The 13,074-nt window shown below is 59.1% G+C and carries 12 protein-coding genes; 10 read left to right on the top strand and 2 right to left on the bottom strand.

Annotated elements, in window-relative coordinates:
- Nucleotides 1-199 precede the first annotated feature (199 nt).
- Nucleotides 200-676, top strand: coding sequence for a type VII toxin-antitoxin system MntA family adenylyltransferase antitoxin (mntA, locus tag ACFPPB_RS00655; protein WP_377323378.1), 477 nt, complete (start codon nucleotides 200-202; stop codon nucleotides 674-676).
- Complete coding sequence (gene hepT, locus ACFPPB_RS00650; protein WP_377323376.1) at nucleotides 664-1,077, top strand: type VII toxin-antitoxin system HepT family RNase toxin; 414 nt, start codon at nucleotides 664-666, stop codon at nucleotides 1,075-1,077. The genes mntA and hepT overlap by 13 nt, the downstream gene beginning before the upstream one ends.
- Here hepT and ACFPPB_RS00645 read toward each other — a convergent pair.
- Both ACFPPB_RS00645 and ACFPPB_RS00640 read right to left on the bottom strand, forming a co-directional pair.
- On the bottom strand, nucleotides 1,062-1,241 hold the full coding sequence (locus tag ACFPPB_RS00645) for a hypothetical protein (protein WP_377323374.1): 180 nt from the start codon (nucleotides 1,239-1,241) through the stop codon (nucleotides 1,062-1,064). The two genes, hepT and ACFPPB_RS00645, sit on opposite strands and share 16 nt — an antisense overlap.
- Before the next feature lie 390 nt (nucleotides 1,242-1,631).
- Nucleotides 1,632-1,757: a hypothetical protein gene (locus ACFPPB_RS00640; protein WP_377323372.1), complete on the bottom strand. Its 126-nt coding sequence runs from the start codon at nucleotides 1,755-1,757 to the stop codon at nucleotides 1,632-1,634.
- Between the two features lie 197 nt (nucleotides 1,758-1,954).
- Here ACFPPB_RS00640 and ACFPPB_RS00635 point away from each other — a divergent pair, with 197 nt between their 5' ends.
- The 8 genes from ACFPPB_RS00635 (at nucleotide 1,955) to ACFPPB_RS00600 (ending at nucleotide 13,074) form a co-directional block, all read left to right on the top strand.
- Nucleotides 1,955-3,964, top strand: a complete 2,010-nt coding sequence (locus ACFPPB_RS00635) for an acyltransferase family protein (RefSeq protein ID WP_377323370.1) — start codon at nucleotides 1,955-1,957, stop codon at nucleotides 3,962-3,964.
- 213 nt (nucleotides 3,965-4,177) lie between these two features.
- Nucleotides 4,178-4,621: a pilin gene (locus ACFPPB_RS00630; RefSeq protein ID WP_377323368.1), complete on the top strand. Its 444-nt coding sequence runs from the start codon at nucleotides 4,178-4,180 to the stop codon at nucleotides 4,619-4,621.
- A gap of 343 nt (nucleotides 4,622-4,964) precedes the next feature.
- Entirely contained in the window at nucleotides 4,965-5,417 is a 453-nt protein-coding gene (locus ACFPPB_RS00625; protein ID WP_377323366.1) for a pilin, read from the top strand.
- A 67-nt stretch (nucleotides 5,418-5,484) separates the two neighbouring features.
- Nucleotides 5,485-7,578, top strand: a complete 2,094-nt coding sequence (locus ACFPPB_RS00620) for a tetratricopeptide repeat protein (protein ID WP_377323364.1) — start codon at nucleotides 5,485-5,487, stop codon at nucleotides 7,576-7,578.
- Complete coding sequence (locus tag ACFPPB_RS00615) at nucleotides 7,575-9,596, top strand: hypothetical protein (RefSeq protein ID WP_377323362.1); 2,022 nt, start codon at nucleotides 7,575-7,577, stop codon at nucleotides 9,594-9,596. Before ACFPPB_RS00620 ends, ACFPPB_RS00615 begins: the two co-directional genes overlap by 4 nt.
- An 82-nt stretch (nucleotides 9,597-9,678) precedes the next feature.
- On the top strand, nucleotides 9,679-10,788 hold the full coding sequence (gene gmd / locus ACFPPB_RS00610) for a GDP-mannose 4,6-dehydratase (RefSeq protein WP_377323360.1): 1,110 nt from the start codon (nucleotides 9,679-9,681) through the stop codon (nucleotides 10,786-10,788).
- 4 nt (nucleotides 10,789-10,792) lie between these two features.
- Nucleotides 10,793-11,722 carry a GDP-L-fucose synthase family protein gene (locus ACFPPB_RS00605; RefSeq protein ID WP_377323358.1) on the top strand — a complete coding sequence of 310 codons (930 nt, stop codon included), beginning with the start codon at nucleotides 10,793-10,795 and terminating at the stop codon, nucleotides 11,720-11,722.
- Nucleotides 11,719-13,074: a lipopolysaccharide biosynthesis protein gene (locus ACFPPB_RS00600; RefSeq protein ID WP_377323356.1), complete on the top strand. Its 1,356-nt coding sequence runs from the start codon at nucleotides 11,719-11,721 to the stop codon at nucleotides 13,072-13,074. Before ACFPPB_RS00605 ends, ACFPPB_RS00600 begins: the two co-directional genes overlap by 4 nt.

Below are 13,074 nucleotides of genomic sequence, written 5' to 3'. Positions count from 1 at the left end.
TGGCGTCACCGCACGCCGTGTAGGAGCGCACCCTGTGCGCGAAAGCTCTTGTGTAGGAGCGACCTCGGTCGCGATGCTCTTCGCTTCAAGATGGAAAAAGCATCGCGACTGAAGTCGCTCCCACAAAACCGCGCACAGGGTGCGCTCCTACAGCGGCGGCCAGGCTAGCTCCAACCTGATTGCCACAGAAAATCTGAGCATGCTCGCCCGATACCCGGCGCCGGCCGCCGCTCTGTGCGACGATGCGAACAAGAACCGGCGGGCCGTGCCCGCCCTACCCAAGAGGACGGCCGTGTCCATCCAGCAAGTACGATCTGCACTGGCAAAGCATCCAGAGATTGAGCTGGCGATCGTGTTTGGCTCGGTAGCCCGTGGCGAAGCGCGTCGCGACAGCGACGTCGACGTCGCCGTGCAATTGCCAACATCACTCGGCACCGACGAAAAAATGCAACTGATCGCCGACATCGCCGCCATGACCGGTCGACCAGTCGACCTGATCGATCTTCGCGCCGTCGGCGAGCCCCTGCTGGGGCAGATCCTCAAACATGGCCAACAGGTTCGCGGGGAAGCTGCCGATCTGGCTCCGCTCATGCAACGGCACGTCTACGCCATGGCAGACTTCATGCCCTATGTAGAACGCATGCTCGAAGAAAGGAGACAGGCATGGATCGGCTGATCGTTGCACGCAAACTCGATTCGTTGCGGCGTTGCCTCGACCGGGTGCGCGAACGATGCCCCGCCGACGTTGCCACGCTGGCCCGCGACCCCGATCTGCAGGACATCGTGGTACTCAACCTGAGCCGGGCCGTGCAGATCAGCGTTGACCTTGCGCTCCACGCGCTTTCAGGTCTCGGGCAACCGGCGCCCGAGACCATGGGAGAGGCATTCGACCAACTGGCCGGTGCCGGACAGATCCCAGTCGATCTGGCGCTGCGACTGAGAAAGGCCGTCGGGTTCCGCAACATCGCCGTGCACAACTACAGCGGTATCGACTGGGCGATCGTGCACGCCATCGCCACCCGCCACCTGGGCGACTTCGAAGCCTTTGCCCGTGCCATCGGTCAACCGCGAGACTGAGAATACGTCACCGCCGGCGCGGCCTGTATCTCGATGCGCACCCCGCCGTAAGCGGGCTGCTTGCGGACCACCTCGCCACGGATCGTACAGGTATCGAAGCGCATGCCGTCGTCGCAGGCCACCGGGCAAACCTGACGGAATACCGCGACCACCGAGTCGACCACGGCTCGCTGGTGCCGGCAGTGCGCACGTCGAAATGCACGCGCTTGCCATCCGGCGGCAGCTTGTAGAAGTTGATGTCCAGCGGCGTGTGGCTCTCCTGCACCGGCGCGGCATGCGTCGCCAGATCCAGGCCCTTCGCCCCGCCAGATCCATCCGGCACAGCTGCGTTACGCCTCTGGCCGGCGCCAGGAAGTACAGGCTGCGCCCGTCGGCCGACCAGCGCGCCGTACCGCCGCGGTCCACCACCTTCACCGTCTGATCAGTCTTGCGCGACAAGTCCAGCACATCGACCGCGTTGACGCCCTTGTTCGCCGCGTAATCCGTGCTGCGCACGCCAAACGCCGCATAGCGCCCGTCCGGCGACAGCGGCGGATCGCTGACCCGATCCATCATCACCAGGTGCGCACGTTGAACGCATGCACCCCCTCGGTCTTGACGAAAGTGGTGTCCACGACATCGCCCGCCATCGCGGGTGCGGCTACCAGCGCGAGCAGCAGCGCGACAATAAGAGGTTTCATGGGAGGTTTCCTTGGCCGGTCGGAAGCGTGACGGTAAGCGCGAGGCGGACTTGACGCAAGCGGCCTCATCCGGGATCGGTCCGTGTAGCTACGACGACCAACTGCGGCAGTCACTATTGAGGATCTGCAAGCTGGATAGATGGATGTGTATCATCGGTGCTCTCACGCACTGATCCGCACGCAAGGGGAAAGGATTCATGGACACTCGCGGATACAGCCTCGGCTATCGGGGCGATATTGAAGGGCTGCGGGCCCTCGCCATTCTGCTGGTGGTAGCTGCACACGCCAAAGTTTCATGGCTTGCTGGCGGATTCGTGGGCGTCGATGTGTTCTTCGTTCTGTCCGGCTATTTGATCACCGGCCTGCTGTTGCAGGAAATCGAAAAGACAGGCCACCTGCAGTTCGCGAACTTTTACGCACGTCGACTTCGCAGGTTGTTGCCAGCGCTGCTCGCCATGCTGATATGCACCTGCCTGTTCGCTGTCGTTGTGCTTGCTCCGGGCGCACAAGGCGGCCAAGCGGTGGCCGCGGCTACGGCGTCGATATGGCTCAGCAATTTCCATTTTGCCTTCGCCAAACTCGACTACTTCAGCCCAGGTGCCGCCAGCAACCTGTTCCTGCATACCTGGTCACTGGGCGTCGAGGAACAGTTCTATCTGGTCTGGCCGGCGCTGATGCTCCTGGCCTTCGGTGTATGGCATGGCAAGGGCAATCACCTGCGGAGGTTGAAGGTGGCGATGTTCGCAATTGCCGCCATCAGCCTTGCATTTTGCATCACGCTGACCCGCACAGCGCCACAAATGGCCTTCTACATGATGCCGCTACGCGCTTGGCAGTTCGCAGCGGGCGCGCTGGTGTGGCTGCATTCCCATTCACCCATAGATCACGACACTGACAGCCTCAAGCAGCGAAAAACAACCATTATGGGCCGCTATGTCGGTTGGCTGGGATTGGGGCTGATCATGACAGCTGCACTTTGGTTCAACGCAAACATGGCTTACCCGGGATGGCGTTCGTTGCTGCCCACGATTGGGGCAGCCGCGATCGTCGCCGCCGGTGTGCGTGAATCCAACAAGGGCATCTCATGGGCACTGTCATGGCGTCCCCTGCAGGCTATAGGCCGCGTCTCGTACTCATGGTATCTGTGGCATTGGCCGGTCCTTTTACTGGGCGGCGCGCTCATCGCCACGGTTAGCCCAGCCTACCGCGCAGGATTAGTTGTCCTGTCTTTTTTGCTAGCCATCGCGTCTTACCGTTGGGTCGAGTCTCCCATTCGCCATCAGGCGCGATGGATTGTGCGGCCCCGCGTTGCAGTACTGGCTGCGATCACGCTCATGATGACCGCCAATATTCTGTGCATCGCCTGGTACAACGCCACATCGGCCTGGGCAAACAGCCCTGCTCAGCAACGCTACGCACAGGCACATTTCGATGCACCCATCATTTACTCCATGCCCTGCGACGACTGGTACCACAGTGACGAAGTGCGCTTCTGTGCATTCGGGCCAAGCGATGCGAAGCATACGGTGGTGCTGATGGGCGACAGCATCGGCGCGCAGTGGTTTCCCGCCGTTGCCGAGGTATTCAACCGGCCAGACTGGCGCCTCCTGGTTTTGACCAAGTCGTCATGCCCCATGGTGGATGAGCCGATCTTTTATCCAAGAATCGAACGGGACTACGTTGAATGCAGTACGTGGCGCAAGAACGCATCGCAGCAGGTTGCCGCATTGCGGCCGGACATCGTCATCCTGGGGTCTGTTCAAACAGCCAACTTCAATCGGACTCAGTGGGTCGAAGGCACGGCGCGGCTACTGAAAGTCATCAGTGGCTCCGCAGGCCATGTCTACATTTTGCGGGGAACCCCTCACCTGCCCTTTGACGGCCCCAACTGCCTCTCTTCAAAGAACTGGCTGCCGTGGTTGCACCTGAGTCATAGTACTTGCCAGGCGTCGGGATTCAGTAAGTCGGACAACAACGTTTACCATTGGCTGCAAGAAGCTAGCGGGCGCTTCGGCAATGTCTCTATGCTGGATCTGAATGGAGCGATTTGCCCAGATGGACTTTGTCGTGCGGAGCAGGACGGAATGGTCGTCTTCCGGGATTCGCAGCATATGACAGCAACCTTTGCCAAGTCCTTGGGCAAGGAACTTGGCCAGCAGCTCAAACTTGAGAATCCGCCAGACCGGTCCGCGCAAGTGCTGCGGTAAATCCCAAATGAGGATATAGCCAGTGCACCGCGCGCCGTCCCAAAAAAAAAGCCAGCTCGAGCTGCGTCCGGCGCATGACATCAACTTGTGACTTTGGTCCCACTACCAGCATCCGCTTGGCTCCTCTGCCGCCTTTCGATGACTGCCGACGAAATTTTACGTGCCATTGGTACAAAACGTGCGTGCCCTCGTCTATTCACAGGGGGGTCCTCTATGTTGCGCCAGCGTATTTCCGCCGGTTTTACCTTGATCGAACTGATGATCGTCGTGGCGATTATCGCGATCCTTGCCGCCATCGCCATTCCGGCCTACCAGGATTATCTGATCCGGGCGCAAGTATCCGAAGGCTTGGTTCTGGCCGGTGGCGCCAAGGCGGCAGACTGGGACTTTGTGTCCAACACCGGCCGCTTCCCGCCAAACAACCAGTCCGCCGGACTGTCCTCTAGCGCCTCGATTCGCGGCAACTATGTGTCTAGCGTCAATGTGAGCAACGGCCTGATCAAGGTCTTGTTCAATGGTCCCAAAGCCAACAACAACATCCGCCCGACCAGCAAATATGTGCTGCTATCACCCGTCACTCAGGCCGGCAGCATTGCCTGGACATGCACGCCGAGCACGATCGACTCCAAGTACCTGCCCACGTCCTGCCGTCTGTGACTGGACCCGTTTCAACAAGCCTCAACGCACACAAACTGACAAAAAGCGTCACTTATTTACCCTGTCACGCCAGCCACCAAATAGGTGGTTCAACAACAGACCAAGCCGGACGACATCCTTCATACCAATGCTTGCAGGCTTTCGTGACGAAAGGCACAATCCTTGGGTCCGCGGTATGCGGGAATACACCTGCGGCAGTTGTGGCATACAACCTGCTTGACTCTGCCGCGAGCTTCCTGGTCGTTCCTGACCATGAGTATGGGGTCCGATCCCGCCTAGGGGGATACGGGACTGGAGCTCAGGGGGCATCACACGGTTAGCTAACCAATACAGAGGAACCACCATGAAGAAGAGCATGCAGAAAGGCTTTACCCTGATCGAATTGATGATCGTGGTTGCGATCATTGCGATCCTCGCCGCCATCGCCATCCCGGCCTATCAGGACTATTTGGTTCGCACGCAGGTGTCGGAAGGCGCTGTACTCGCGGATGGCGCCAAGACCGCCGTAGCGGAGTTTTATAGCAACACAGGGCGGCTCTCTACCTCAGGCGGCAACGCGTCAGTGGGCCTGGCTTCAGCGCTCAGCATCAGCGGCAAGTATGTTTCTTCCGTAACTGTCGCTCCGACTACCGGCATCATCACCGCAGCTTACGGCGGCCCGAAAGCCAGCACTCAGATTCCTACTGCCGCAACCCTTGTGCTTTCGCCGGTCACCAGTGCTGGCAGCATCAGCTGGACCTGCAGGGCCGGCTCCAGTGCTTTGAAGTCGAAGTACCTGCCAACTTCCTGCCGTTAATCTCCGGCGCGGTGGGAAGTCTGAAGGGCCGCGTCTTGCGGCCCTTCTTTTTGCTTTCGGATTAGGCATGCTCAATCGCTCAATCATCCTACCGTTTTGCGCACTGCTCGCGCTCCTGCTAATAGCGATCACTGCCTATGCCTCCGGCCTGTACGGTAGTTTCCTGTTCGACGACTTCGGTAACCTGCCAATCCTGGGTGCCACCGGCCCGATCGACAACTGGCCCACCTTCTGGCGCTACATCACGTCCGGCACCGCCGACCCTACCGGTCGCCCGCTGACCCTGCTGACGTTCCTGATCGATGCCCGCAACTGGCCGGCCCATCCTTACCCGTTCAAGCGCACCAACCTGATTTTGCACCTGATCAACGGCGTGCTGCTCGCATTGCTGCTTCGTCGACTTGGCCGCGACACTTTCAAGGCAGTCGACCTTCGCCGCATCGACTTGGCGGCGGTGATGGGCGCCGGGTTCTGGCTGGTGCATCCACTCTTTGTTTCAACAACGTTGTACATCGTGCAACGCGAAGCGATGCTGCCTGCCAGCTTTACCCTGCTGGGCCTGCTGGCGTGGTTGCAGGGCCGCCGCGCGATGAAACGCGGCCATCGTCTAGGCGGCTCCTTGTGGATCGCCTTGGGCCTGGGCGGATGTACCTTGCTGGGCGTACTGAGCAAGGCCAACGGTATTCTGCTGCCGACGTTGGCGCTGGTAGTGGAATACGTGTTGCTACGGGTGGGTGCAATGAGGCGGACATTGACCCCGCCAACACGTCCCGATCGAGTCTATAAACGCGTAATGCTGCTGCTGGCATGGCTACCCACTGCCTTGGTGACAGCCTATCTATTGCAGCAAGGCTGGAGCGGACTGACTCGTGGCATCTCATCGGTGCGCCCGTGGACCCTGGGACAACGCCTACTGACCGAGCCACGCGTACTGCTCGATTATCTAGATCTGCTGTGGTTACCGCGACCGTTCACACCAGGCCTGTTCAACGATCACATCCAGGCATCGACATCGTTGTGGTCGCCGACAACAACACTGCCTTCCTTGCTGGCGATCATGACCATGATCGTGGCCGCCTGGCTGTTACGCCATCGCTGGCCGGCGGCGGCGCTGGCAACCCTGTTCTATTTCGTCGGCCAGTCGCTAGAGTCCAGCACCATCGCACTAGAGTTGTATTTCGAGCATCGCAACTACCTGCCGGCGATGCTGATGTTCTGGCCGCTGGCGCTATGGCTGTGCGATGTGCGCTTGCAACCAGCAGTGGGCCCGGCCGTTGCTTTGGTTGCGACTGAAACCATTCCCGTTGAGGCTTCTGCAACATCGGTGTCTGCTCGGTTTGTGAGGAACAAGGCCAAGCTCGCGTTGGCAATGTTGATCCTGTCGGGCTTGGCGCTGATGACCCACGCGCGCGCCAGCCTATGGGGCAACAGCCATGACCAGGCATTGCTGTGGGCCCGACTCAACCCCGACTCGCCACGCGCACAGGCCAATGCCGCCCAGACCGAATTGAACGATGGCCAGCCAGCACGTGCGGTAAGCCGGCTGCTCGCCCCCCTGACCAAAGCGCCCGATCAGGTGCAACTGGCCCTCAATTTGTTCGGCGCCCAGTGCCAGTTGGGCCGAATCGATCCATCCACCCTGAACGCGTCGCGTCTTGCGCTTAGCACCACCCGCGATCCAGGCACTCTGCTCGTCAGCTGGTTCGAGCGTGCGATGGAACAAGTGGCGAACCCACCGTGTCCGCAACTCAGCTTCGCCACGCTCTCCAGCCTGCTGGAGGCTGCGCTCGCCAATCCCTACCTGGCCAGCAACCCCGGTCGACAGCAGGATATCCACTATCTGCAAGGCCGCCTTGCGCTGATGCAAGGTGATGCGGATACCGCACTGGCGGAGTTCAATCGGGCGCTGGATTTGCAGGTACGTACCTCGATGGCGCTGAAGCAGGCCGCATTGCTAGGCTCGAGTGGTTTCCCGCAACAGGGGTTGTCTCATCTCGATCATCTTGAGGCGGAACCCCAGCAAGGATATAGCCCAGGATTCGGCATGCCACGCATCCATGACTGGGTGTTGCAACATCAACAATATTGGCCAAAAGAGCTGGCGCGGTTGCGCGCTACACTTCGCGATGACGCCACGCATCAGAAGCACACTGCCGAATGAATCCAAACCCAGAGCACCAACGCGCGACGCGCTTTAACCGCACCGGCTGGTGGCTGCTACTTACCGCATTCGCGCTGACCATCGCCGTGTACTGGCCCGGCCTGTCAGGTGGATTCCTGTTCGACGATTACCCCAACATCGTCGACAACCACGGAGTGCAACCGCAGGACGCCAGTTTCTCATCGCTGGTGGAAGCCGCGCTCTCATCCCCATCCAGCGAATTCAAGCGGCCCCTGGCCTCCTTGAGTTTCGCGGCCAACTACCTCACCACGGGTATCGACCCGTACTGGATGAAGCTCACTAACCTGACCATCCACCTGTTGAATGGGCTGCTCGTGTTCCTGCTTGCCCGCGCTTTGCTGAGTTCGGTCTCTATGGGTGCGCACCGTGCGCACGATGCGGCAACCAGATCGCGCACAGAGCACACTCCCACAAAGGTCCGAGCTGACATGGTTGCTGCCTTGATCGCCGCCGGCTGGATGCTGCTGCCGATCAACCTCACCGGCGTGCTGTATGTGGTGCAGCGTATGGAGAGCATGGCCAACCTGTTCGTACTGCTAGGCCTGCTCGGCTATGTAGAAGGTCGCCACCGCATGCTGGCCGCGACGCAATCTGGCGTCCCTGGTCCACACCAGATTGTATTGTCGTCGGAGATTCGCGGCTTCATCCTGTGCCTGGGCAGCATCGTTGCCTGTACCGGAGTGGGTGTGCTGGCCAAGGAAACCGCGGTCATGCTACCGCTGTATGCCGTACTGATCGAGTGGGCGGTATTCCAGTTCCATACACGCACCGGTGAACGGGACAATCGCCTGCTTGGCGTGTTCCTGGTGCTGCTGTTGCTGCCCATGGTTCTGGGCTTGGTTTGGCTGCTGCCCCAAGTCTTCGAACCGGCCTACTGGTCAACACGCGATTTCGGACTTCGTACGCGTCTGCTCAGCGAAGCGCGCGTCGTGGTCGACTACATCCGCTGGACGCTGCTGCCGACGCCGGATGCGTTGTCGTTCTACCATGACGATTTCCATATTTCCACCGGCTTGCTGACGCCTTGGACTACGTTCGCCTGTATCGTGTTACTTGGCACGCTGACCGTGCTGATGATCTGGCTGCGCGGGCGCAAACCGCTGACGGCACTTGGCCTCGCGCTTTTCCTCGGCTGCCAGTTGCTCACAGGCACGATCCTGCCGCTGGAGCTGATCTACGAACACCGCAACTATTTCGCCAGCTTTGGCCTGCTGTTGGTGATCGTACCTTTGCTTGCAGTTCCTCGAACATCGAATTTTGCATTGCCACGCCAGGTGCTGCTCGCCGGACTATTCCTGTGCTGGACCGCCCTAACTGCTTTTACCTCGTATGCCTGGGGCAACCCGCTGCGACTGGCCGAAGACCTCGCTTCCCGCGCGCCACAATCACCACGCGCGCAGTACGAGTTGGGCCGAACCTACATCATCTATTCGCACTACGAGCCCACTTCGCCGTTTACATCGCTTGCGTACGCGCCATTGGAGAAGGCCGCGTTACTGCCCAACTCATCCATCTTGCCGGAGCAGGCGCTGATCTTCATGAATGCGCGCATGCATCTGCCTCTGAAGGATGCCTGGTGGGACAGTCTGACTACAAAATTGAAAGAACGCAGACCCGGCGTACAAGACGAGAGCTCGTTGGGCGCGTTGACTCAATGTGCGCATGAGCAGCGTTGCAATCTTCCAACCGATCGCATGATGCAAGCTTTTATGGCAGCACTGTCGCATCCAGACCCAAGCGCCCGGCTGCTTGCCACTTATGGCGACTACGCCTGGAGTGAGCTGGGCGACCATGCTCTTGGCGAGCGCATGATTGCCGACGCGGTGCGGGCTGCGCCCACCGAACCGGCTTACCTGATCACCCAAGTCCGCATGCTGGCCGCACTAGGCCGCGACGCCGAAGCCAAGCAAGCACTGAAGCGACTGGAATCTCTCAATATCGGAGGACGGTTGAATAGTGGTCTGACGGAGTTGCGCGCTTTGCCAAGCCTGCACTAAGTGTTGACGCCGACCCTACGCCTAAACTCCAGCAGCGCTTAGACTGCCACTTAACAGCTACTTCGAGGCAACAGGTACCAAAGTGAAACGCGCACTCATTTCGGGAATCACCGGGCAAGATGGCGCCTACCTCGCAGAATTTCTTCTCGCGAAAGGCTACGAAGTGCACGGCATCAAGCGCCGTGCCTCGTCATTCAACACAGCACGCATCGACCATCTGTACCAGGATCCGCACGATCCTGAGCGTCGTCTTTTTCTGCACTACGGTGACCTGACCGACGCCACTAACCTGATCCGCATCATCCAGCAAGTGCAGCCAGATGAGATCTACAACCTCGGCGCGCAGAGTCATGTACAAGTATCGTTCGAAACACCCGAGTACACCGCCAACGCCGATGGTATGGGCACGCTGCGGATATTGGAGGCGATCCGCATTCTCGGTCTTGAAAACAAGACGCGGTTTTACCAAGCGTCAACGTCAGAGCTGTACGGTCAAGTGGCCGAAACTCCGCAAACCGAACGCACCCCGTTTCACCCGCGCTCGCCCTACGGCGTGGCCAAGCTGTACGCCTACTGGATCACGGTTAACTACCGCGAAGCGTACGGCCTTTACGCCTGCAACGGGATATTGTTCAACCACGAGTCTCCACTGCGCGGCGAAACCTTTGTCACACGCAAGATCACCCGCGCGCTAGCGCGCATCCACCTCGGGCTGCAGGACTGTCTCTATCTTGGCAATCTGGACGCGCGGCGCGACTGGGGTCATGCACGCGATTACGTCGAGATGCAGTGGCTAATGCTGCAACAACCCAACGCCGAAGACTATGTCATCGCCACTGGTGTGCAGCACTCGGTTCGCGAGTTCGTCGAGCACAGTGCGAGCGAACTCGGTATTACATTGGCATGGCAGGGGACCGGCGCGGACGAATATGCCTACATCGCGACCGCGCCGAATCACTCCGCAGTCAAACCCGGCCAACGTGTTGTAGGTATTGACTCGCGTTATTACCGCCCAGCCGAGGTGGACACCCTCCTCGGTGATCCGAGCAAGGCGCGCAAAAATCTCGGTTGGACTCCTCACACGAGCTTTGCCGAGCTGGTACGGGAGATGACGCAGCGCGATTTGGCGTTGGCGCAACGCGATGCATTGGTGATGAACGCCGGCTTCAACGCGCACTCGCCGCAGGAATGACGCGATGAATTCCGACTCCCGCATCTATGTTGCAGGTCATCGTGGCCTGGTCGGCAGCGCCATCGTCCGTCGCCTGCAAGCCGATGGCGCAGCCAATCTGATCCTGCGCACGCATCACGAACTGGACTTGGTCGACCAGGCGGCCGTCGAAGCATTCTTTGCTATCGAACAGCCCGAATACGTTTTCCTCGCGGCGGCCAAGGTCGGAGGTATCCATGCCAACAGCACCTACCCCGCCGAGTTCATCCATGACAACTTGGCCATCCAGACCAACGTCATCCACAGCGCATGGAAGCACGGCACGAAGAAGCTACTGTTCCTTGGCTCATCATGCATCTACCCGCGTGATTGCCCACAGCCAATCAAGGAGGAATATCTGTTGACGGGACCGCTGGAACAAACCAACGAATGGTACGCCGTCGCAAAAATAGCCGGGTTGAAAATGTGTCAGGCCTATCATCGGCAATATGGCTTCGACGCGATAGTAGCAATGCCAACCAATCTCTATGGCCCCGGCGACAACTATCATCCTGATAACTCGCATGTAGTGCCGGCGCTGATCCGCCGTATCCATGATGCGAAGATCACAGCCACACCGAGAGTCACGATATGGGGCAGCGGAACGCCGTTACGTGAATTCTTGCACGTCGAAGACCTAGCCGATGCAGCACTCTTCTTGATGCAATATTACAATGACGAACACCCAGTAAACGTCGGTTCCGGTCAAGAAGTATCTATTGCCGAACTCGCAGGCGCAATTGCGGACGCCGTCAACTATGAGGGCGAACTTGTCTTCGATACCAGCAGACCGGATGGTACTCCACGCAAACGACTAAACATCGACCGTTTGGACTCACTCGGCTGGCGAGCGCGAATTGCACTGAAGCCAGGGCTGGAGCAAACGATCAACGCTTTCGCTCTAACCACCTCATGAATACCGACGACCCGGTCACCCAGACCAAGTCGACCTCGCGCTGGGTGGGTCCGCGTGGACGACGAATCCTTCACACCGGCGCATGGTCGATGGTCTCAAAGGCATCATCCGCAGCCAACCTATTCCTGACAGTGCCATTTGTGTTGCATGCATTGGGGCCAAAACTATTCGGCGTATGGGCAACGTTGGTCTCGCTGGTCATATTCGCAGGCTTCTTAGATTTCGGACTCGGCAACGGTACTATGAATCTGGTCGCTGCTGCCCATGGACGGGGCGAATATGACGAGGTTGGCTATATCCTTCGCGAAGCACGTCGCACACTGCTCTGGCTTGCGCTGTGGTTGGCTATAGCCGCGTCGGTTGCACTGCCATTAGTCCCGTGGCATCGCCTACTTGGACTTCCCGAGGCAATGGCAGCCAATTGCCGCGCCGCCGCCGCAGCCATACTGTTCACTGTAGTCTTTGCAGTCCCACTAAACCTCGCCAACCGTGTGCAACTCGGCTTAGGACGTGGTGATCGCGCATTTCGGTGGCAGGCCCTGGGTCAACTGCTGACCATGGTGATGGTAATCGCGCTCGCAAAATCAGGAGCGCCACTCCCGTTACTCGTATTGGCGGCTGTAGCCACGCCACTGCTAGCCTCTGTCGTTAATACTTGGCTGCTGTGGCTCGATCCTCAGATGAGGTCACCAGCCAAAAAACGTTACCCAGCATACGCCTCACATATACGCCGTGAAGGATTGTTGTTCTTCGTCCTTCAGCTGGCTGCAGCGCTCGCGTATTCGACCGACCTGCCATTAATTTCCGCGTTGCGCGGGCCTACCGACGCCGGTACCTACGCAATCGTGCAGCGACTATTCTCGATCATCCCACTTTCACTTGGCCTGATTTGGACACCACTGTGGCCAATCTATCGACAGGCACTCGCAACCGGGGATCATAAATGGGTCATGCGCACACTGAAGCTCTCGGTGGTGTTGGCAGTATTCATTGCGCTGAGCACTGGTTGCATCCTGGCGTTGGGCTTTGGCCGCATTGCCTCGCTTTGGGTGCACCAGCCGTTAGCAGTCGCCGGGGCCCTACTTATCGGGTTCGTTGTATGGTGCACCGTTGACGCGGCGGGAACCGCCATCGCCGCGTTTCTTAATGCCGCGAGCATTATGCGCTATCAGGTAATCACTGCGGCCTTCTTCGCAGTCGTGTGCATTGGACTAAAGGTTTGGGCTATCGGTCATTTCAACATATGGATTGTGCCGTGGATAACGGCCGCCACGTTCCTGTTCCTAAATTTGGTCCCTACTCTTCTGTTGGGACCACGCATCATTGCACTTACTCACTCAAAGACCTATTAG

The organism is Rhodanobacter terrae (genome assembly GCF_042657005.1).
GTDB classification, from domain to species: Bacteria; Pseudomonadota; Gammaproteobacteria; order Xanthomonadales; family Rhodanobacteraceae; genus Rhodanobacter; species Rhodanobacter terrae.
Note: the sequence above shows the minus strand (reverse complement) of the source record. Positions and strands in the feature narration are given on the sequence as shown.

Bases quoted from the DNA above. Each gene is read 5' to 3' on its own strand.
- ACFPPB_RS00600 (WP_377323356.1), top strand. From the start codon at position 11,719: ATGAATACCGACGACCCGGTCACCCAGACCAAGTCGACCTCGCGCTGG.
- ACFPPB_RS00630 (WP_377323368.1), top strand. From the start codon at position 4,178: ATGTTGCGCCAGCGTATTTCCGCCGGTTTTACCTTGATCGAACTGATG.
- ACFPPB_RS00635 (WP_377323370.1), top strand. From the start codon at position 1,955: ATGGACACTCGCGGATACAGCCTCGGCTATCGGGGCGATATTGAAGGG.
- ACFPPB_RS00640 (WP_377323372.1), bottom strand. From the start codon at position 1,757: ATGAAACCTCTTATTGTCGCGCTGCTGCTCGCGCTGGTAGCCGCACCC.
- ACFPPB_RS00620 (WP_377323364.1), top strand. From the start codon at position 5,485: ATGCTCAATCGCTCAATCATCCTACCGTTTTGCGCACTGCTCGCGCTC.
- ACFPPB_RS00625 (WP_377323366.1), top strand. From the start codon at position 4,965: ATGAAGAAGAGCATGCAGAAAGGCTTTACCCTGATCGAATTGATGATC.
- ACFPPB_RS00605 (WP_377323358.1), top strand. From the start codon at position 10,793: ATGAATTCCGACTCCCGCATCTATGTTGCAGGTCATCGTGGCCTGGTC.
- ACFPPB_RS00615 (WP_377323362.1), top strand. From the start codon at position 7,575: ATGAATCCAAACCCAGAGCACCAACGCGCGACGCGCTTTAACCGCACC.
- hepT (WP_377323376.1), top strand. From the start codon at position 664: ATGGATCGGCTGATCGTTGCACGCAAACTCGATTCGTTGCGGCGTTGC.
- mntA (WP_377323378.1), top strand. From the start codon at position 200: ATGCTCGCCCGATACCCGGCGCCGGCCGCCGCTCTGTGCGACGATGCG.